Source organism: Chromohalobacter sp. HP20-39 (assembly GCF_033052815.1).
Taxonomy (GTDB): domain Bacteria; phylum Pseudomonadota; class Gammaproteobacteria; order Pseudomonadales; family Halomonadaceae; genus Chromohalobacter.
Genome location: NZ_JAWHTP010000001.1, coordinates 496,186 through 515,695, shown reverse-complemented (window position 1 = coordinate 515,695; position 19,510 = coordinate 496,186). Strand labels below are relative to the sequence as shown.

The 19,510-nt window shown below is 62.1% G+C and carries 18 protein-coding genes; 13 read left to right on the top strand and 5 right to left on the bottom strand.

Translation table 11 applies throughout. The features are described from left to right. Nucleotide 1 precedes the first annotated feature (1 nt). Complete coding sequence (locus RVY79_RS02380; RefSeq protein WP_317462404.1) at nt 2-478, bottom strand: peroxiredoxin; 477 nt, start codon at nt 476-478, stop codon at nt 2-4. A gap of 259 nt (nt 479-737) precedes the next feature. Between RVY79_RS02380 and dapA the strand changes: the two genes are divergently transcribed. The 4 genes from dapA to purC all read left to right on the top strand — a co-directional run bounded on the left by dapA (nt 738) and on the right by purC (nt 4,310). Beyond that, entirely contained in the window at nt 738-1,622 is an 885-nt protein-coding gene (dapA, locus tag RVY79_RS02375; protein WP_317462403.1) for a 4-hydroxy-tetrahydrodipicolinate synthase, read from the top strand. Between the two features lie 91 nt (nt 1,623-1,713). Continuing rightward, a complete protein-coding gene (locus RVY79_RS02370; protein WP_317462402.1) occupies nt 1,714-2,673 on the top strand; it encodes a hypothetical protein in 960 nt (319 codons plus the stop codon). 13 nt (nt 2,674-2,686) lie between these two features. Continuing rightward, on the top strand, nt 2,687-3,475 hold the full coding sequence (locus RVY79_RS02365; protein WP_317462400.1) for an MBL fold metallo-hydrolase: 789 nt from the start codon (nt 2,687-2,689) through the stop codon (nt 3,473-3,475). Nucleotides 3,476-3,599: 124 nt separating this feature from the next. Then, nucleotides 3,600-4,310: a phosphoribosylaminoimidazolesuccinocarboxamide synthase gene (purC, locus tag RVY79_RS02360; protein ID WP_317462399.1), complete on the top strand. Its 711-nt coding sequence runs from the start codon at nt 3,600-3,602 to the stop codon at nt 4,308-4,310. Between the two features lie 57 nt (nt 4,311-4,367). Here the strand turns inward: purC and tsaA are convergent, their stop codons facing one another. Continuing rightward, complete coding sequence (gene tsaA / locus RVY79_RS02355; RefSeq protein ID WP_317462398.1) at nt 4,368-5,126, bottom strand: tRNA (N6-threonylcarbamoyladenosine(37)-N6)-methyltransferase TrmO; 759 nt, start codon at nt 5,124-5,126, stop codon at nt 4,368-4,370. Between the two features lie 152 nt (nt 5,127-5,278). Here tsaA and RVY79_RS02350 point away from each other — a divergent pair, with 152 nt between their 5' ends. Next, entirely contained in the window at nt 5,279-5,758 is a 480-nt protein-coding gene (locus RVY79_RS02350) for a GNAT family N-acetyltransferase (RefSeq protein WP_317462397.1), read from the top strand. A gap of 51 nt (nt 5,759-5,809) precedes the next feature. On the opposite strand, the gene RVY79_RS02345 is transcribed toward RVY79_RS02350, so the two are convergent. Next, nucleotides 5,810-6,427 carry a class I SAM-dependent methyltransferase gene (locus RVY79_RS02345; protein WP_317462396.1) on the bottom strand — a complete coding sequence of 206 codons (618 nt, stop codon included), beginning with the start codon at nt 6,425-6,427 and terminating at the stop codon, nt 5,810-5,812. A gap of 122 nt (nt 6,428-6,549) precedes the next feature. Next, nucleotides 6,550-7,344, bottom strand: coding sequence for an SDR family oxidoreductase (locus RVY79_RS02340; RefSeq protein ID WP_317462395.1), 795 nt, complete (start codon nt 7,342-7,344; stop codon nt 6,550-6,552). A gap of 219 nt (nt 7,345-7,563) precedes the next feature. Here RVY79_RS02340 and RVY79_RS02335 point away from each other — a divergent pair, with 219 nt between their 5' ends. Genes RVY79_RS02335 through astB form a run of 5 tightly spaced genes read left to right on the top strand, consistent with a single transcriptional unit; the run spans nt 7,564 to nt 13,766 of the window. After that, entirely contained in the window at nt 7,564-8,778 is a 1,215-nt protein-coding gene (locus tag RVY79_RS02335; RefSeq protein WP_317462394.1) for an aspartate aminotransferase family protein, read from the top strand. Nucleotides 8,779-8,801: 23 nt separating this feature from the next. Continuing rightward, nucleotides 8,802-9,866 (top strand): arginine N-succinyltransferase, encoded by a 1,065-nt coding sequence (locus RVY79_RS02330; protein ID WP_317462393.1) that lies wholly within the window; start codon nt 8,802-8,804, stop codon nt 9,864-9,866. Then, a complete protein-coding gene (astA, locus tag RVY79_RS02325) occupies nt 9,866-10,882 on the top strand; it encodes an arginine N-succinyltransferase (protein WP_317462392.1) in 1,017 nt (338 codons plus the stop codon). Before RVY79_RS02330 ends, astA begins: the two co-directional genes overlap by 1 nt. 59 nt (nt 10,883-10,941) lie before the next feature. After that, nucleotides 10,942-12,411, top strand: coding sequence for a succinylglutamate-semialdehyde dehydrogenase (astD, locus tag RVY79_RS02320; RefSeq protein WP_317462391.1), 1,470 nt, complete (start codon nt 10,942-10,944; stop codon nt 12,409-12,411). A gap of 11 nt (nt 12,412-12,422) precedes the next feature. After that, nucleotides 12,423-13,766, top strand: coding sequence for an N-succinylarginine dihydrolase (gene astB, locus RVY79_RS02315; RefSeq protein ID WP_317462654.1), 1,344 nt, complete (start codon nt 12,423-12,425; stop codon nt 13,764-13,766). 118 nt (nt 13,767-13,884) lie between these two features. Here the strand turns inward: astB and RVY79_RS02310 are convergent, their stop codons facing one another. Further along, entirely contained in the window at nt 13,885-14,691 is an 807-nt protein-coding gene (locus RVY79_RS02310; RefSeq protein WP_317462390.1) for a helix-turn-helix transcriptional regulator, read from the bottom strand. Nucleotides 14,692-14,805: 114 nt separating this feature from the next. Between RVY79_RS02310 and RVY79_RS02305 the strand changes: the two genes are divergently transcribed. From RVY79_RS02305 to RVY79_RS02295, 3 genes are all read left to right on the top strand, one after another. Beyond that, nucleotides 14,806-16,824 carry a CocE/NonD family hydrolase gene (locus RVY79_RS02305; protein WP_317462389.1) on the top strand — a complete coding sequence of 673 codons (2,019 nt, stop codon included), beginning with the start codon at nt 14,806-14,808 and terminating at the stop codon, nt 16,822-16,824. A gap of 128 nt (nt 16,825-16,952) precedes the next feature. Continuing rightward, nucleotides 16,953-18,551 carry an ABC transporter substrate-binding protein gene (locus tag RVY79_RS02300; protein ID WP_317462388.1) on the top strand — a complete coding sequence of 533 codons (1,599 nt, stop codon included), beginning with the start codon at nt 16,953-16,955 and terminating at the stop codon, nt 18,549-18,551. Nucleotides 18,552-18,559: 8 nt separating this feature from the next. Next, nucleotides 18,560-19,498 (top strand): ABC transporter permease, encoded by a 939-nt coding sequence (locus RVY79_RS02295; RefSeq protein WP_317462387.1) that lies wholly within the window; start codon nt 18,560-18,562, stop codon nt 19,496-19,498. Nucleotides 19,499-19,510 lie beyond the last annotated feature (12 nt).

Here is a 19,510-nt window from a genome sequence, read left to right as displayed (position 1 = left end):
ATCAGGAGGCCGCATTGAGTTCGCGGGCGGCGTCGAGTACCTCCTCGACGTGGCCCTTGACCTTCACCTTGCGCCATTCACGCGCCAGCTTGCCGTCAGTGTCGATCAGGAAGGTGCTGCGTTCTATGCCCAGGTGTTCCTTGCCATAGAGCTTCTTGAGTTTGATGACATCGAAGAGTTGGCATAGTGCTTCGTCCTTGTCGGAAATCAATTCGAAATTGAACCCTTGCTTGGTCTTGAAGTTCTCATGGGCACGCAGCCCATCTCGCGAGACACCGAGAATGACGGTATTGGCGGCATCGAAGTCGGCCTTGTGGTCACGAAAATCGCCGCCTTCGGTGGTACAGCCCGGCGTACTATCCTTGGGGTAGAAATAGATCACCACCTGGCGACCTCGGAGTTCGGAAAGCGTGATCTGCGTATCGCCCGTTGCCGGGGCGCTGAAGTCGGGTACGTGTTGGCCGATGCTGACGCTCATTACGGTCTCCTCGAGTGATGATATGAAAGCTGTCGTTGTCTGAACCTAGGCGATCAAGATTACATGTCAGGCATGCGCGCGTGTCAAAGCACGCCGCTTCTGTACAGGATGAAGCTGGCTGAGTACCATTTGATGCTGATCGACAGCATGACGAAAAAGGCCGGTCCGGCGTATGAAACGCCCGGTTAGCGGTACGCCCATTTTATCGCCCGCGCATGCCGGCGGCACGCTGGCCCGATTCACAGGAGAGCACTGCAGCATGATCACAGGCAGCATCGTCGCCTTGGCGACACCGATGAAGGTCAGTGGCGATATCGACTGGGAGGCGCTGCGTCGCCTGGTGGGATTTCATCTCGACAACGGCACCGATGCCATCGTCGCGGCGGGAACCACCGGTGAGCCGACCACCATGTCGTTCGCCGAACATTTCGACGTCATTCGCTGTGTCGTCGAGGAAGTCGACGGCCGTGTCCCGGTCATCGCCGGCACTGGCGCCAATGCCACCTCGGAGGCGGTCGAACTGGCACGTTACGCACGCGAAGTCGGCGCGGACCTCTGCTTGTCGGTGGCCCCTTACTACAACAAGCCTACGCAGGAAGGGCTTTACCAGCACTTCAAAGCCGTCGCCGAAGGTGGCGGCTTGCCGGTCATTCTCTACAACGTGCCCGGTCGCACTTGCTCGGATATCTACAACGAGACCGTGTTCCGTCTCGCCGAGATCGAGAACATCGTAGGGCTCAAGGATGCCACCGGCAACCTGGAGCGCGCCGAGGAACTGGTCGAGCGTCTCAAGGATACCGGCTTCGCCTTGTATTCCGGTGACGACCCCACGGCGTGCGATTTCATGCTGATGGGCGGCCATGGCGACATTTCGGTATGTGCCAACGTCGCACCGCGTGCCATGCACGAGCTGTGCGAGGCCGCCGTGGCCGGGGACGACGAGCGCGCGCATCAGATCAACACGCGCCTGATGCCGTTGCATACCGCGCTTGGCGTCGAGGCCAATCCGATTCCCGTGAAATGGGCACTCCATCGCATGGGCCTGGCGGAGCAGGGCATTCGCCTACCGATGACTTGGCTATCCGACAAGTATCACTCCACCGTGAGCGAAGCATTGCAGCTCGCGGGTGTGACCGAAAGCTGACAAACCGTCGCGAGGCGTCAAGGGAGCCTGAACGCTTATCGGCGTTAGCGGCATTCTGCGACGCCAACCAACGCATAAAGAAGGTGGATGCATGAAACCCGTCCTTAAATGGATGCCGCTGATCATTGGCGCCACTCTGGTCGTAAGTGGCTGTAGTCGTTCCGGTTTTTATTACGACCGTAACACTGAGTATGTCGATGCCGAGATGGTCGAACCAGTGACGCTGCCGGACTCGCGCGCCCCGTCTCGTTACCAGAACGCCATGCCGGTGCCCGACGCCGAGAGTGATTTCGCGTCTACGGACGAGGAATTCGACGTGCCGCGTCCACGTCCCTTGGCGTCCGGCCAGGCAGCCGATGCGGCGTTCGTTGAGTCCCGCGAGGCCGGCGATGAGCGTTGGTTGGTCGTCAATGCCGCGCCGGGTGGTGTCTGGCCGATGTTGCAGGGCTTCGTCTCTGCGCAGGGAGCGAATATCGAGAGTGCTGATGCCGATAGCGGGCGTCTCGAGACAGGCCTGGGAACGTTGCGTGTTCTCCAGGGGCTTCGCAGCGGCACCAGTGAAGTGCGCTGTGAAGACAGCGCCAACGAAGTCCGGTGCCTCGATGCGTTGCAGCGCTATCTGAGCGCTAACGCTGGCGATCAGGCCGGTGTCTCATTAGCAGCGCAACCGCTTGCCAGTGATGACCGTGTACGGTTGGTGAATCAGGATGGTGAGTGGCAGCTCGAGCTGGCGCTGAATCTTGAACGTGCCTGGCCGGAACTGCGTTATCAGTTGGAGAACAACTTCGAGGACGAGCGCGGCACACTGGTCGACCAGAATCGTAGCGCCGGTCAGTTCGTGATCGAGTATACCCCCCGCGAGGACGACGCCGGCTGGTTCGACTGGCTCGATTGGTTCGGTGGCGATAAAACGACACAGCGCTATCGCCTCGATGTCAATGCGACGGATCAGAAGACGACACGAGTCATCGTCAGCGGTGAAGACGGCGGCGAGGTGGCCCCTGGCACTGCCCGTGAAGTGCTCGGTGCCGTGGCGGCGACCTTGCGCTGAGATGCCGGATGGCATGACGGATTGGTCCGCGTCGCCGGCGCTGCGTTTTGCGTCGCTGGGCAGCGGCAGCAAGGGCAACGCTACGTTGGTCAGCGACGGTGAAACGCATGTGCTGGTGGATTGCGGCTTCGGTATGCGCGAGGCGGAGCGTCGTCTTGCACAGTTCGGTCTGCATCCCCGCCAGCTCGATGCCGTTTTGCTCACTCATGAGCATGGCGATCACATTCGTGGTGTGGGGCCCCTGGCGCGACGCTATGCACTGCCGGTCTACCTGACCGTCGGGACCTGGCTCTCGGGACGCCTGGGAGAGGTGCCGCGTCATGAGTGGGTGGTACCTCAGTCACGCTTCGCGATCAAGGGGCTGGAGATCGAGGCGGTGACGGTGCCGCACGATGCGCGCGAGCCGGTGCAATTTCGGTTTCGAGCGCATGGCCGTCATCTGGGCGTGCTCACCGACCTCGGCCATCCCAGTGAACACGTCATCGATGCGTTCCGAGGCTGTGATGCATTGATTCTGGAGTGCAATCACGATCGTCACATGCTCGATGTCGGCCCTTATCCACACAACCTCAAGCGGCGGGTAGGCGGTCACTGGGGGCACTTGGCCAATGTCCAGGCCGCCGAGCTTCTGACGCGGCTGGGGCTGGATCGTCTGCAGCGTATCGTGTGTTCGCATATCTCGGAGGAGAACAACCACCCCGAATTGGCGCTGGAGGCACTAACGCCGTTGTTGTCCGGCGATGAGTCGCGGTTGCTGGTCTCGGCGCAGGAACACGGCTTCGCCTGGCAGAGCATCGCTTGAGTTGAGGCCTTGCGTCGTTAGCATCGTAGAGACACCTTGAATAGCCTTTGAATACGTCGCGGGTCGTGCGATCCGCGCTCAGACAAGAGCCAGCCGGCCCCTCGGGGGCCATTGTGGAGACCCCATGGAAAAACGTGACGAGCTGTACGCGGGCAAGGCCAAGTCCGTCTACCGCACCGATGACCCGCAGCGTTTGATCCTGCACTTCCGCGACGATACCAGCGCCTTCGATGGCAAGAAGAAGGAGTCGCTGGCGCGCAAGGGCATGGTCAACAACAAGTTCAATGCCTTCATCATGGAAAAGCTCCAGGCCGCGGGTATTCCGACGCATTTCGAGACGCTGCTCTCCGACGACGAGTGCGTGGTCAAGAACCTCGAGATGATTCCCGTCGAGTGCGTGGTGCGCAATGTGGCCGCGGGTGGGCTGGTACGCCGGCTCGGCGTCGAGGAAGGCCAGACGCTGACGCCACCGACCTTCGAGTTGTTCCTCAAGGACGACGCCAACGGCGACCCGATGATCAACGAGTCGCTGGCCGAGACGTTCGGCTGGGCAACGCCCGAGCAACTGGCGACCATGAAAACGCTGACGTTCCAGGTCAACGAGGTCCTCAAGCAGCTGTTTCTCGACGGTGACATGCTGCTGGTCGATTACAAGCTCGAGTTCGGTATGTTCGACGGCCAGGTGACCCTGGGCGACGAGTTCTCGCCGGACGGCTGCCGCCTGTGGGATGCCAACACCCGTGAGAAGATGGACAAGGACCGCTTCCGCCAGGGATTGGGCGGTGTCATCGAAGCCTATGAAGAAGTCGGACGGCGGATCGGCATCACGTTCTAATCGCCGCGCATCGCCGGCCTATCCCCATCGGGGCGCCCAAAGGCGCCCCGATGTCGTTCACGCGGGAGAAGGCGCCACGACGATGTCTGCCACATGCATCGCGTCGATGTCGCTGGGCGTGCTGGGGTGGAAGTGCACGTCCACGTCGCGCAGGCGCACGCCGTAGTGGCGCTCGGACGCATGCTGCGCGTTCTTGTGGTATGCGGGGCGCGGATCCTGAGCCAACACCTGGCGAATCAATTCACGCAATGAGTCGCCGTCACGACGCATCAGCAGGGCCGCTTCGGCAGCGGCCGAGAACGTCACCGGCAGCGATGGTGGTGGCGCGGGAGCGAAGCCGCTGCGTGCCTCGGGAAGTGCTTCGGCCCAGGCCAGGTACGGCTTGATATCGAGCACGGGCGTGCCGTCGACGAGATCGTGTCCGCGCAGATGCAGTGTCACGCCGTGGCGGGTGTCGACCTTTACCAGTTCGACCAACGACAGCCCCAGACGGTTAGGGCGATGCGTGCTGCGCGTGGCGAAGACGCCTTGCTTGGCATTGCCGCCCAGGCGCGGTGGGCGTACCAGCGGCGTCCAGCGCGCGGGGCTTTGATGGAAGACGAAAGTCAGCCAGAGATGGCTGAAGGTATCCAGGCCGCGCACAGTGAGCGGATCGTCGAACGGCGGTGTAAGCGTTAGCGTCGCCCGCGCGGCACTGGCCAGCCCCGGTTGGCGCGGAATGCCGAACTTGTCCGGATAGTCGCTGGCGATACGTCCGATGGGCGTGAGCGTGAACGTGTCCGATATCTCGGAAGAGGGGAAGTCGCGATCGGTCATCGTGGCATTATGCCCAATGCCGGCCCATGCGGCGAGACATGCGAGCGTAGCGCTTGGGCCGGGCCTTGTGTAGGCTGCGTGGTGCCCCTCACCATGGCGGTTTGGGCGCTTGCGGAGTGACCCGCCAGGCATGCCATTTTCAGGAGGCAACGGTGATCGAACGAATCGTCTATCGAGCGGCCACGCCGCGCGATGCCGCCGACCAGGCGGAAGTGTTTCACCATGCCGTGATGCAGGGTGCCGCCGGTTATTACACGCTGGCGCAACGCGAGGCATGGGTCATGGCGCTGCCACGCGATGCTGAGGCTTGGGCGGCACGCCAGGTGCTTTACCCCACGCTGGTGGCGGTCTGTGACGGGCGTTGCGTCGGGTTTTGCGAGCTCGATCCCGGTGCCGGGCGTATTGAGACGCTTTACGTGTGGCCCTCGCTGGCCGGACGGGGCGTGGGCAGCCGCTTGCTGGAGCTCGCCGAGGGCGAGCTCCAGCAACGCGGTGTGAGGTGCATGCGAATCGAGGCCAGCCTGGTGCTGGCGGATGCCTTGGTGCGTCGCGATTGGGCGCATCAGGGCGAGGATTGGGTGGCACGAGGTGGCGAACGCTTGCCACGCGTCAGGCTCAGCAAGTCGCTTTAGGCTTTTGTTAAAAGCCGGCGTGTCTTATGAAAAGTCGGCGTATCGCTCCGGTTACGCCTTGCGGGCCAGCAACGCGCGAAACAGCGAACCCATCATCACCGGTGTGTCGTGCTCGATGACGAACCCGTTGCCTTCCAGAAGCGGCCGTGCCTGACGTGTGATGTCGGTGGCCAGAAATGAGGTCACCACGTTCACCAGGCGTCTACACCACCCGGCGGGGCGGGCATCGCTCTGGAACTTGTCCATCACGCATAACTGACCGTCTTCCACCAGCACGCGGTGCGCCTCGCGCAGCCCGGCTTCAGGATCAGGCATGACGGCGACGACCAAGTGCATCACCACCACGTCGAAATGCGCATCGGGATAAGCCAGCCGTGCAGCATCCATCGCCGCGGCGATGACGTCCAGCCCGTGACGCTCGGCACGCGCCTCGAGACGCGTAATCATCATCGGCGAGATATCGATGGCGTGCACTTCGATATCGCGTGGCAGGCATGGCAGGTCGAGCCCCGTGCCAGCGCCGATCAGCAGTACGCGCTGACCCTGGCGCCAATGCACGCCGCCCAACGCCAGGCGTCGCGCGCGCTGGGACGCACGCGCGACCACCAAGTCGTAGAGCGGCGCATAAAGTGAATAGCGCAGACGGTTCCAGGCGGTCGTGTTGAGCATGACGTGGCGCTCCGACAAGGGCATAACGCCGTCTTAGCACGTTGCCGGCAGGGCGTCCATACGAGGATGGGCTCGCAGCGAGGTGCAGGCACGGCCCGGGATGTCGGGCCGTGCGAGTTCCATTACGCCATGCTATCGACGATTCCACCTTCTACGCGCAGGGGCGCGCCGGTCGTCGCGCTGGCCTGGGGGGAGGCCGCGTAGACGCTCATGTTGGCGACTTCCTCGGGAGTGGCGAGACGGCCGATGATCGAACTGGGCCGGTTCTCCTTGACGAAACGCGCTTCCATTTCTTCCTGGGATACGCCTTCCTGCTCGGCCATTTGGGCGATCATGTTGACCACACCTTCGGAGCGCGTCGGCCCGGGCAGCACCGCGTTGACGGTGACGCCGTTACCGGCCAGCACCTTGGCCAGCCCGCGCGAGATCGACTGCACGGCGGACTTGGTCATGCCGTAGTGGACCATTTCGGCGGGAATATTCAGTGCCGACTCGCTGGACAGGAACTGGATGCGTCCCCAGCCGCGCGCCTTCATGCCTTGGGCATAGTGACGCGACAGCCGCACGCCGCTCATCACGTTGACCTGGAAGAATTGCTCCCAAGTGTCATCGTCGATCTCGAAGAAATCCTGCGGCCCGAAAATCCCCACATTGTTGATCAGAATATCGGTATCCGCGCGCGCGTCGATCAGCGCCTGGCAGCCTTCGGCACTGCCCAGATCGGCGGCGACGCCGGACACCTTTGCACCCGAGACATCGGCTTTCAACGTTTGTACCGCGCTGTCGACTCGCTCCTGGGTGCGGCCGGTGAGCGTGACCTCGGCGCCGGCCTCGGCCAGCCCCTGGGCGATGGCGAAGCCGATGCCGGCGGTGGAACCGGTGACGATGGCGGATTTTCCGCTGAGATCGATCTGCATGGTGCGTCTCCTTGTAGCGCCTCGTATGTCCGATGTGGCTCTTCACGTCGCGATGACGTGACCATGAGCCTGCAAATAAATGAGTCGGGGCGTGGACGACAAAACTCAACCTCTTTTCATAATTCGTCGTCACATCGCTGAAAGACCCGAGACCGCCCCTCCTCGTATACTCAATGCCAGCCTACCGTATTCGTTGACCCACCCAGGAGGACCAACACGATGTCCCAGTCACCGACCCGCGACGATTTCGACCGCTATATGGTGCCCAACTATTCTCCGCAGCGGACGATTCCGGTGCGCGGCGAAGGCAGCCGTCTGTGGGACCAGGACGGGCGCGAATACATCGATTTCGCCGGCGGCATCGCGGTCAACGCGCTGGGGCATTGTCATCCCGCGCTGGTCTCGGCGCTCAAGGAACAGGCCGACAAGGTCTGGCATCTGTCCAACGTCTATACCAACGAGCCGGCGCTGGCCCTGGCCAAGTCGTTGGTCGAGCGTACTTTTGCCGACAAGGCGTACTTCTGTTCCTCCGGCGGTGAAGCCAACGAAGCAGCCTTCAAGCTGGCCCGGCGCTGGGCGTACGACAACGTCGGCGCGCACAAGGACAAGATCATCTCCTTCCGCCAGTCGTTCCACGGCCGCACCCTGTTTACGGTCAGCGTCGGTGGTCAGCCCAAGTATTCCGAAGGCTTCGGACCGATTCCCGGGCGTATCGAACATGCCGTGTACAACGACCTCGACAGCGTCCGCGCGCTGATCGACGACGAGACCTGTGCCGTGGTGGTCGAGCCGATGCAGGGCGAGGGCGGCGTGGTGCCGGCCGACCCCGACTTCCTGAACGGCTTGCGCACATTGTGCGACGAGCATCAGGCGCTGTTGGTGTTCGATGAAGTGCAATCGGGCGTGGGCCGCAGCGGGCATCTCTATGCGTACATGCATTACGGCGTAACCCCCGACATCCTGACCACGGCCAAGGCACTGGGCGGCGGCTTCCCGGTCGGCGCGATGCTGACCACCGATCGTGTGGCACCGTCGTTGGCGGTGGGCACCCACGGTTCTACCTACGGCGGCAATCCGCTGGCCTGCGCGGTGGCCCTGGCGGCGGTGGAAACCATCGATACCCCGGAAGTCCTGGAAGGTGTGATGCATCGTCATGCGCTGTTCAAGGAGCACCTCGAAGCGATCAATCGCGAGTACGGCATCTTCAAGGAAGTGCGTGGCCTGGGCCTGTTGCTCGGGGCCGAGATGGCACCGGCCTACGCAGGGCGTGCCAAGGAAATCCTGCCGCTGGCCATGGACGAAGGCCTGATGGCGCTGGTCGCCGGCCCCAACGTGCTGCGCATGGCGCCGTCGCTAGTGATCTCCGAGACGGAAGTGCGTGAAGGGATGGCCCGTCTGGAACGCGCCGTGGCGCGCTTCGTGCAGGACGCATGAACCCGCAACCGAGAGACATTGCCATGCTTGTCGTTCGCCCCGTTCAACCCCGCGACTTGCCGGCACTGGAGCGCCTGGCGGGCAGTGCCACGCCGCGTTTGACTAATCTGCCGGCGCATCGCGACCGCCTCGAGGAGCGTATTGCACGCTCGACGCGGGCCCTGGCGCGCGAGGTCGATTTTCCCGATGACGAGGCCTATACCTTCGTGCTCGAGGATCTCGAGCTTGGCGAAGTAGTGGGGACCGCCAGCATTCGCGCCCAGGCGGGCGCCATGGATGCCTACTACACCTACCGTCAGGAAACGCTGATTCACGCCTCGCAGCAGCTCAACGTGCGCCGCGAGGTGCAGACGCTGTCGTTGTCGCACGAGACCTCCGAGACCACGTTGTTATGCGCGCTGTCGTTGGACGCCCGTTACAAGGGCACCAGCGCGGAGAGTCTGTTGCGGCGCGCGAGGTTGATGTTCATCGCGCAGTATCCCGAGCGCTTTGCGTCGATTCTGGCCGTGGCCTTCCCGGGCTATCTCGACGCCCACGGCGAGTCGCCGTTCTGGAACAGCGTCGGGCGGCACTTCTTCGCGCGTGGCTTTCAGGAGATCAACCTGTTGGCCGGGGTACGCTCGAAGAGCTTCATCGCCGAGGTGATGCCGCAATTCCCGCTCTACCTGCCCTTGCTCACGCCCCAGGCGCGCGCCGCCATCGGCCGCGAGCATCCTGATCACGAGGGTGCGCTCGAGGAAATGCTTGGTGAAGGCTTCGTACGCTCGCGGCACGTGGATATCTTCGATGGTGGGCCGGTGGTGCGCGGCGAGCGCGACCGTCTGCAGAGCGTGCGTCAGGCCAGCTGGCATCCGGTGCGCTTGCGCCCGGGCAACGTGCTCCCGGATGCCGAACCGGCGTTGATCGCCAATCAGCAACTGGGTGGCTTTCGTTGTCTGGTGGCGCGCTATGCGCTGTCGCCCACCGGGCAGTTGATGCTCACGCCCGAGCATGCCGAATTGCTGGGCGTCGAGGAAGGCCGCGCGGTCCTGGCCGCGCCCTTGGCATTGCCCACCGTTCTGGATGAGTTCGACGAGGGAGAAACCTGATGCGCATTCGACCCATCGAACGCCGCGATATCGACGAGCTGCAAGCCCTGGCTTGGCAGACCGGCGTGGGGTTCACCTCGTTGCCCGACAATCGCGACTTCCTCGCTGCCAAGATCGAGCACGCGGTCAGCGCCTTCGAGGAGCGCAGCGCCATCGACGACCGACTGTATTTCTTCGTACTCGAAGACGATATCAACGGCGAGTTGGCCGGATGTTGCGCCATCGAGGCGCAGGTCGGCCGCGAAGTGCCGTTCTACAACTATCGCCTGGGCACTCTGGCGCATTCATCGGTGCAGCTCGACTTGCATCGCACCATCGATACGCTGTTTCTCAGCTCCGATCATACCGGCGACGCCGAAGTCTGCTCGCTGTATCTGCGCCCCGAATACCGGCGCGATCGCAACGGCGCCTTGCTGTCCAAGGCGCGCTGGTTGTTTATCGCCGAGTTCCGCGATCGCTTCCCCGACAAGGTGCTCGCCGAGATGCGCGGGCGTTTCGACGAGAACGGCACCAGTGCGTTCTGGGAGTGCCTGGGCAGCCACTTCTTCCCCATGAATTTCAATGAAGCCGACCGTTTGACCGGCCTCGGACAGAAGAGCTTCATCGGCGAGCTGATGCCCAAGTTCCCGATCTACACGCCGTTTCTTTCCGAAGAAGCGCGGGCCTGCATCGGTGCGGTTCACGAGCACACCCGTCCGGCGCTGGAAATGCTCAAGAAGGAAGGGCTGCGCTGGGAAGGCTACATCGACATCTTCGATGGTGGTCCCACGGTGGAGGCCTATATCGATGATGTACGCGCGGTGCGCGACTCGGCGTCCTATCCCGTGGAAATCGTGGACGAGGCCGCCAGTGTCGAACGCCCGACCTGGCTGGTAGCGACATCGAACATTAGCGAATTTCGGGCCGCCTGGATCGGGCGCGGGCCCAGCGCGGATGGCGTGCTTACGTTGAGCGTGGATGAGGCTCGGCGTCTCGACGTCGGTGCGGGCGACCGCTTGCGCCTGCTCGAGACCTGAGTCGGCGCCTTCATATGAGTTGCATCGCGGGCGTGGCGCGCGGTGCCAAGGAGAGCATTATGCAAGCCAAACAGCAGTTGCTGATCGACGGCGCCTGGGTCGAGGGTGATGCCGCGCGTTTCGACAAGACCGATCCCGTCTCCGGCGAGACGCTATGGAGTGCCAGCGCGGCCAGCGCGGCCCAGGTCGAGGCGGCGGTCGCCGGCGCACGGAAGGCGTTTCCCGCCTGGGCGCGTCACAGTTTCGAAGAACGTCAGGCCGTGGTCGAGCGCTTCCGCGAGCGTCTGGAAGCCAATCGCGAGGCGCTGGCGACGAGCATCGCGCATGAAACCGGCAAGCCACTGTGGGAAGCGCGTACCGAGATCGGCGCGATGATCGGCAAGGTGGCAATTTCGATCACCGCCTATCACGAGCGCACCGGCGAACGCGCGCGGGATGTCGGCGGCAGCCGTGCGGTGCTGCGCCACCGCCCGCATGGTGTGCTGGCGGTATACGGTCCATACAACTTCCCCGGGCATCTGCCCAACGGGCATATCGTCCCGGCGCTTTTGGCCGGCAACGCGGTGGTCTTCAAGCCCAGCGAGCAGACGCCGATGACCGCCGATCTGACGTTGCAGTGTTGGCTCGAGGCGGGCCTGCCCGACGGCGTGATCAACCTGGTGCAGGGCGCGGCCGAGGTCGGCCAGGCGCTGGCCGGCAGCGCCGATATCGACGGTCTGCTGTTCACCGGCAGCGCCAAGATCGGCGGGCTGCTGCATCGCCAGTTCGGCGGCCAGGTCGACAAGATCCTGGCGCTGGAGCTGGGCGGCAACAACCCACTGGTGGTCAAGGACGTGCCGGACCAGGACGCGGCGGTATTGTCGATCCTGCAGTCGGCGTTCGCCTCCGGCGGACAGCGTTGCACTTGCGCGCGACGCTTGATCGTGCCCCACGGCGCGGCGGGTGATGCGTTGCTCGAAGCGCTGGTACGTGCCATTGGCGCGCTGCGCGTGGCGGGGCCATTCAGCGAGCCGGCGCCGTTCTATGCGGGATTGGCCAGTGTCGAGGCGGCGGATGGCCTGCTGGCAGCCCAAGACGATTTCGTCGCACGCGGCGGCCGAGTACTGGCGCCACTGCGCCGTCTGGAAGAGGGCACCAGCCTGTTGTCGCCGGGACTGATCGATGTCACCGGTTGCGAGGTGCCTGACGAAGAGCACTTCGGGCCGCTGCTCAAGGTGCATCGTTACCACGACTGGGACGAGGCCATTGCTCTGGCCAACGATACCCGTTATGGCCTGTCGGCAGGCCTGATTGGCGGTGAGCAAGCCGACTGGGATGACTTCCTGCTGCGCATTCGCGCCGGCATCGTCAACTGGAACCGCCAGACCACCGGCGCCTCCAGCGATGCGCCGTTCGGCGGTATCGGCGATAGCGGCAACCACCGCCCGAGTGCCTATTACGCCGCCGATTACTGCGCCTATCCGGTCGCTTCGATGGAAACCGAGACGCTTAGCCTGCCCGATACCCTGCCGCCGGGGGTGGTGCTATGAGCGAAGGTTCTATGAGTGAAGAGGTACGCGAGGTCAATTTCGACGGGCTTGTGGGGCCGACCCACAACTACGCCGGATTGGCGCATGGCAACGTGGCCTCGATGCGCCATGGCGGGCTCACGGCCAACCCGCGTGAGGCGGCGTTGCAGGGGCTCGACAAGATGAAGTCGCTGATGGAGGCCGGCTACGCGCAGGGCGTGTTGCCGCCCCAGCAACGCCCCGACCTGGGCGCGCTGCGCGATCTCGGGTTCACCGGTGACGACGCGAGCGTGCTGGCGCGAGCGGCCCAGGAAGCCCCACAATTGCTGCGCGCGGTGTGCTCGGCCTCGTCGATGTGGACGGCCAACGCGGCGACCGTCACGCCCAGCGCGGATGTCTCGGATGGCCGCGTTCATTTCACCGCCGCGAACCTGCAATCGAGCTTTCACCGCTATCTCGAACCGCGCACCACCGCGCGCGTGCTGGCGGCGATGTTTCGCGACGAGACGCACTTCGCGCATCACCCGGTGCTGCCGGCGACGCCGGCCTTCTCCGACGAAGGCGCGGCCAATCATACCCGGTTGAGCGGCGCGCATGGCGAGCCCGGCGTGCATCTTTTCGTCTACGGCCGCCAGGCATTCGGCGGGCAACACGGCCCCACGCGTTATCCCGCGCGCCAGACCCTGGAGGCCAGTCAGGCGATCGCGCGGCAGCATGGCTTGAGCGACGCGCAGACGGTGTTCGCCCAGCAAAACCCCGAGGCCATCGACGCCGGTGTCTTCCATAACGACGTCATCGCCGTCGGCAATGGTCCGGTGCTGCTCTATCACGACATGGCGTTTCGGGATGAAGACGCCACGCTGGACGCGCTGCGCGCGCGGATGGCATCGCCGTTGATTCCGGTGCGAGTGCCGAGCGAGGCGGTCAGCCTCGAGGATGCGGTGTCGACGTACCTGTTCAACTCGCAGCTGCTCTCCAACCCCGACGGCAGCATGACGCTGGTCGTGCCCGGCGAGTGTCAGGAGAACGAAACTGTGTGGCGGACGATTCAGGACCTGCTGCTGGCGGGGTACAACCCGATCAGCGAGGTGCTGGTCAAGGACGTCAAGCAGAGCATGCGCAACGGTGGCGGCCCGGCGTGCCTGCGCCTGCGCGTCGCGCTCTCGTCGGCCGAACGCCAGGCGCTGGGTGGCCGGGTGTTGCTCGACGAGGCCCTGCATGGCGACCTCACGGCCTGGGTCGAGCGGCATTATCGTGACCGGCTGGCGCCCGAGGACCTCGCCGACCCGCAACTCGTCCAAGAATCGCTGACCGCCCTGGACGAGCTGACGCAGCTACTGGGCATCGGCAACGTTTATTCGTTTCAGCTGGAATAACTGCCCTCGTGGCCGCATATGAATCGATAGCGCGGCCACGGAACTCCACTGAATCGGCGATGCGGTATTTTCATTGCGATCGAATCAAACGTGACTCTAAGCCAATGGCAGTTGCGGTTCACTGCTGTTCCACTTCAAAGACCCAGCTATCCGCGGATACGCGATTGTCGAGCAGGCCTGCAATCCTTGGCGCGACGGCTTCTGGGCACATCAGACCACATTCCCTAAGCGCGCGTCGCGTGTCGACATTCTCGCCAAGATATTGCAGTACAACCCTGGATGCTGCCGGCATTCTGCCACGCTTGATTGGCCCGCCGGTCTGAAGCCCAAGCAGGTAGTCAATCCCGGCTTGATACGAAGGGTAGAGGATCATCTGGGTGATGGAACTGGCCAGCAGGGTTTCGTATTCCATGATATTGATCCGCTCGCCGAGAAAAAGGGCGACTCCCTCGTATTTTGCTATCTCAGCCGTACCTGTATCGGGATTGAGCTCCCGTTCGATGTTTTTCCACAGATAGGCCTCATCTTTACGCTCAAGGCGTGCAAAAGAGCGCATGACGTAACCTGGATTGCTGAACGAATAGAAGTAGCGGAAATAGCTACCGCAGTAGCGATCTAGCGGTGCGGAAAGTCGTGATAGTCGTTGGTAACTCGGTACGACGATATCGTCTTGGTGGGCAGGCTTCGGTATGCGGCGTAGAGAGAACAGTTCGGTGAAGCCTGTGGGTTCGCTCAATAGCTCGGCTTCGGTGACGCCGAAGAAGTCACTGATGCGTCGCATGTTGTAGCGCGATGGGCGAACCGTGCCGGCCAGATATTTGTTGAATTGCTGCCTGTTGATGCCAATTCGGCGGCAAACGTAAGCGATCGATGGGTAGAAACCGCAAGCGTAGCCAAGATTAGCTGAAAAAGTATTATTAGTCATGGTTATAAGCTAAACGAAGCGGGGAGAGTGTCAAGTAGCGAAGGGGGCGAAATTGAAGCGAAAGTCCTGACAGTGACACTCTGCATTGGAACCCGTAGTCAGGACTGGCAAGTCATGGATCCAAGTTCTTCATCTCTTTTCGAGGTCGCAGAAACCCTCCATCTGGAAATTCCTATGCCGGATGGTTGTAGGCTTGCCGCACGCATGTGGCGACCGCTGCATGGAAAGTCTGTTCCTGCAATTCTGGAATATCTGCCCTATCGCAAGGGTGACAACACGCTGTCCCGGGACGCCGTTCGGGCACCCTTCATCGCTGCTCGCGGTTATGCCTACGTACGTGTGGACATCCGCGGCTCCGGCGAATCCGAAGGTGTGATGGAAGACGAGTACACCGCACAGGAGATTCAGGATGGCTGTGATGTCATCGCCTGGCTGGCCGCGCAGCCGTGGTGCGACGGTAACGTTGGCATGGTGGGCATCTCATGGGGCGGCTTCAATGGTCTCCAGATTGCTGCTGAACGCCCTCCGGCGTTGAAAGCCGTGGTATCGCTGTCGTCCACGGATGATCGCTACGCTGATGATGTCCACTACATGGGGGGGACCCTGCTGATCGATCAGATTTCGTGGGCATCTCACATGTTCGCGATCAATACCTTGCCTCCCGACCCTGAGCTCGTGGGCGATAAATGGCGTCGGCTATGGATGGATCGACTCACGGGCTCCGGAATGTGGCTTCAGAACTGGACCGAGCACCAACGGCGCGATGCTTTCTGGAAACATGGTTCGGTCTGTGAGGATATCAGTCGTATCGATGTGCCGGTCTACGCGGTCAGCGGCTGGGCTGACGGCTATTGTCGGACAGTCTTCCGGCTCATGGAAACACTGCAAGGACCCAAAAAAGGGCTCATTGGACCCTGGGCGCACAAATATCCTCACCTAGGGAGCCCCGGGCCGGCGATCGACTGGAACAACGAAGAGCTGCGCTGGTGGGATCATTGGCTCAAGGGGCGTGAGACCGGCATCATGGACGAGCCTGCCTTGCGATTCTATCTGCAGGACCATGCGGAGCCCGCCAGCCACTACGAGACGCGTGCCGGACGTTGGATAGAAGAGCCCGCTTGGCCGTCGGCTAACATCGTGTCGAAAGTTTTCGCGCTAAGCGCCAATGGTGACTTGGTGGCCGACGGCGCGCCACGTCAGTCGGAGACGGTCACCCATTCATCGCCGCCTTGGGTTGGGCTCATGGGGGGAAAGTGGTGCTCCTATGCCAATCCCGGTGATCAGCCGGTCGATCAGCGTCGTGATGATGCGGGCAGCCTCACGTTCGAGACCGCGCCGCTCGAGACGTCACTCGACATCGTTGGCGATGCCGCGCTGGAACTCACGTTCTCGGTGGACAAGCCGGTGGCGCAGGTCGCTGTCAGGCTGAGTGATGTAGCACCCTCTGGTAGTGCTACTCGAGTCAGCTACGGACTGCTTAACCTGACGCATCGTAACAGCCACGAGTATCCCGAAGCGTTGGTGCCGGGAGAAAGCTACCGCGTCAGCGTGCCTTTCAAACACGTCGCCCAATCGTTTCGCACTGGACATCGACTGCGTCTGGCGATCTCCACCAGCTATTTCCCCATGGCGTGGCCATCTCCCGAGCCGGTCACATTGGCGCTGAATCTGCAGACGACAAGATTGGTATTGCCGGTTCGCCGCGATAATCCCACAGAGCCGACACCCCGTGATCTGGGCGACCCTATAGGCGCGCCGCCGATGGCGGCGGATACGTTGTCGGGGCCACACTGCGATTGGCGGATAATCGATGATCTTGCTAATGGAAGCGTGCGCGTGGAAATTACCGATGACGCTGGCGTCATACGAATCGAGGACAATGATTTGACGATCGCTTCGAGTACGCGGGAAACCTACGCCTTCGAAGAAAAAGATTGGTCATCCTTTCGCGCCTGTATCGTCTCCGATCAGCTAATGTCGCGCGACGCTTGGTGTGTCGAAAGCAGAACCGAAACCGAATTTACTGCAACGCCGAGTCATTTCTACATCCGCGCCAGACTGGTCGCTCGAGAGCGTGGCGAGATAGCTCACGAACAGACTTGGGACTGTGAAATCCCGCGAGACTTTGCATGATTTCGGCAGTTTGAAGTGAAACCTCGCCCAGCCACGAGTCGTGCGTATAAAGTCGCCGTCTCTCATTGGGCGCAGATGATAAAGCCACTCGCCGTTCGTGTGGCATGGTGGGACAGGGAGAATCGATCATGACAAAGACAAAGACCGTATCAATGGCTTCAGCCGCTTTGGGGAGGCGCACCTTTCTGAAGGGCGCCGCTTCGACCTGCCTGTTTGCGGCGACGATGCCGCTGGGCTCCCGAATCTGGGCACAAAGCGGGCAGACACTCCGCCTCAGCGCCTACGCCGATATCGATGCGCTGGACCCGGCTTTCTATCAGAATGGCTACAACGTGGATGTCATGAACTGCATCTACACCAAGCTCATCCGCTACAAGGAGGGGCGGGAATGGGACTGGGAGCTGGAATCGGCGGAGGAAATCGAGCAGGTCGACGATACCCATATCCGCTTCAAGTTGAAGCAGGGGCTGCAGTTCTCGGGAGGTTACGGCGAGATCACTGCCGAGGACGTGAAATTCTCTTTCGAACGCGCGATATTGCATGACAGCCCGGTCAAGAGCGATTGGGGACCACTCGATCATGTCGAGGTGACCGGTCGCTACGAGGGGGTCATTGTGCTCAAGGAGCCTTTTCAACCCATCTGGACCATCGCGCTACCCTATGGGACCGGGCATATCGTCTCCAAGAAAGCGGTGCTGGATGCCACCGACGATGGGGGCAACTTCGGCATGACGCCGCCGGTATTCTCCGGCGCCTACGTGCTGGCGGAATGGAAGCCCAATCAGTACGTCCGTTTGACGCGCAATCCGGCATGGACCGGCCCGGCTCCGGGGTTCGATGAGATTCGTATCTTGCCGATGGATGATACCAAGACCGCCGAGCGTGCCTACGAAGCGGGGGGGTTGGACTTTACTCAGATTACACTTTCTTCTCTTGCTCAGTATCGGCAGGATCCGCCCGCAAATACAACGATCAAAGAGTATCCGTCCCTTTCCTACGTGTGGCTGGGTATGAACCTCGATAATCCCGCGCTTCAGGACAAAAATCTGCGCCAGGCGATCCAGTATGCGATCAACGTCAAGCAGATAGTCGACGCTGCCTACTTCGGTGAAGCAGAGCCTGCCACCGGGTTGATCGCCCCGGGGCTACCCGGTCATCGCGATCACTCGGCCATTCCGGTCGAGGGAGATCTGGACAAGGCCCGGGCGTTTCTGGAAGCCGCTGGCGGGCCGCCGAGTCAGCCATTGACCATCGATGCGCTCAACGCAACCGTATGGACCACCATGGCGCAGATCATTCAGGCCCAATTGGGCCAAGTCGGGATTCCCACGCAGATCAACGTGCAGGATTCGGGGTCGTTCTGGACCTTGGGGATGGAAAGCGAGGGTGATCGCTGGAAAAACATGCAACTGGTGCTCAACCGTTTCTCGATGCTGCCCGACCCGTATTACGCCACCAGTTGGTTCGTCTCGGATCAGGTCGGCGTGTGGAACTGGGAACGCTTCTCGAACCCGGAATTCGACAAACTGCACGAGCAGGCGCTCCGCGAGACCGATCCCGACAAGCGAGCGGCCCTTTACCGTCAGATGCAGGGCATCATGGAGCAATCCGGTGCTTATCGCTTCCTCACCCATGAAGGCAATCCGGTGATGTATCGCGACTCGCTCGAGCCAGCGCTTCGGCCGGACGGCCTTCCGCTGCTGCCGCGCTTTTCCGGTTCGGTCTGAGCTGCCCTATGATCTATTACGCGATGCAGCGGTTTCTGCTGTCTGTGTTGATCGTCATCGTGGCGATTTCAGCGCTGACGCTCATGCTTCACGTCGTGCCGGGCGATCCGGCGACGATGATGCTGGGGGCGCGTGCCACTCCCGAATTGATCGAGCAGACACGGGTGGCGATGGGGTTAGATCAGCCGTTGCCTGTGCAGATCGTGACGTTCTTCGGCCGTATACTGCAGGGGAATTTAGGCACCGATGTTTTCACCGGTCGTGACGTCAGCGATATCGTTTTCGAGCAACTGCCTTACACGCTGGTGCTGATCGCGGTATCGATTCTGTGGTCCGCGACATTGGGCATCGTGCTCGGCTGTTATTCGGCGCTACGGGCGGGTACCTGGCTTGACACGCTGCTGGGCATTCTGTCGGTGGGAACGATTTCGATCCCTGCCTTCGTGATGGCGCTCTATGCCGTGCTCATCTTCGCTGTCTCTCTGGACTGGCTGCCGGCGATCGGCGCGGGGCAGGGTTTTTTCGGCGGGGCCGTGCATCTGATCCTGCCGGCATTCGCTATTGGCATCTCTTGGGTGGGCTACGTCGCGCGAATGGTGCGTGCCTCGATGCTCGAGGTCATGGGGGCACCGCACGTGCGTATGGCGCGCTCTTTCGGTCTTACCGAGGCGCGCATCGTGCGTGTCTATATCCTGAAAATTGCCGTGCAACCGGCGGTGACGCTGCTAGGAACCGGCGTTGCCCATCTCTTTTCCGCCGCCGTGTTTGTCGAGGTGATCTTCGCGCGTCCGGGCATCGGCGCACTGATCGTCTCCTCGGTCAACGAACGCAACTATCCGGTCGTGCTGGGGGCGGTACTGGTCACCACGGCGATCATCGTGCTCGCCACGCTGGTGTCGGATCTGGTCGTGGCGTTGCTCGATCCGCGTCAGCGGGAGGCGTTATAAGATGCAGGGGCG

Excerpts from the sequence above, each read along its gene's own strand:
- RVY79_RS02300 (WP_317462388.1), top strand. The coding sequence starts at position 16,953 with ATGACAAAGACAAAGACCGTATCAATGGCTTCAGCCGCTTTGGGGAGG.
- RVY79_RS02340 (WP_317462395.1), bottom strand. The coding sequence starts at position 7,344 with ATGCAGATCGATCTCAGCGGAAAATCCGCCATCGTCACCGGTTCCACC.
- RVY79_RS02365 (WP_317462400.1), top strand. The coding sequence starts at position 2,687 with ATGACGGATTGGTCCGCGTCGCCGGCGCTGCGTTTTGCGTCGCTGGGC.
- RVY79_RS02305 (WP_317462389.1), top strand. The coding sequence starts at position 14,806 with ATGGATCCAAGTTCTTCATCTCTTTTCGAGGTCGCAGAAACCCTCCAT.
- tsaA (WP_317462398.1), bottom strand. The coding sequence starts at position 5,126 with ATGACCGATCGCGACTTCCCCTCTTCCGAGATATCGGACACGTTCACG.
- dapA (WP_317462403.1), top strand. The coding sequence starts at position 738 with ATGATCACAGGCAGCATCGTCGCCTTGGCGACACCGATGAAGGTCAGT.
- RVY79_RS02295 (WP_317462387.1), top strand. The coding sequence starts at position 18,560 with ATGATCTATTACGCGATGCAGCGGTTTCTGCTGTCTGTGTTGATCGTC.
- RVY79_RS02345 (WP_317462396.1), bottom strand. The coding sequence starts at position 6,427 with ATGCTCAACACGACCGCCTGGAACCGTCTGCGCTATTCACTTTATGCG.
- RVY79_RS02335 (WP_317462394.1), top strand. The coding sequence starts at position 7,564 with ATGTCCCAGTCACCGACCCGCGACGATTTCGACCGCTATATGGTGCCC.
- astB (WP_317462654.1), top strand. The coding sequence starts at position 12,423 with ATGAGTGAAGAGGTACGCGAGGTCAATTTCGACGGGCTTGTGGGGCCG.
- RVY79_RS02310 (WP_317462390.1), bottom strand. The coding sequence starts at position 14,691 with ATGACTAATAATACTTTTTCAGCTAATCTTGGCTACGCTTGCGGTTTC.
- purC (WP_317462399.1), top strand. The coding sequence starts at position 3,600 with ATGGAAAAACGTGACGAGCTGTACGCGGGCAAGGCCAAGTCCGTCTAC.
- astD (WP_317462391.1), top strand. The coding sequence starts at position 10,942 with ATGCAAGCCAAACAGCAGTTGCTGATCGACGGCGCCTGGGTCGAGGGT.
- RVY79_RS02330 (WP_317462393.1), top strand. The coding sequence starts at position 8,802 with ATGCTTGTCGTTCGCCCCGTTCAACCCCGCGACTTGCCGGCACTGGAG.
- RVY79_RS02380 (WP_317462404.1), bottom strand. The coding sequence starts at position 478 with ATGAGCGTCAGCATCGGCCAACACGTACCCGACTTCAGCGCCCCGGCA.
- RVY79_RS02370 (WP_317462402.1), top strand. The coding sequence starts at position 1,714 with ATGAAACCCGTCCTTAAATGGATGCCGCTGATCATTGGCGCCACTCTG.
- astA (WP_317462392.1), top strand. The coding sequence starts at position 9,866 with ATGCGCATTCGACCCATCGAACGCCGCGATATCGACGAGCTGCAAGCC.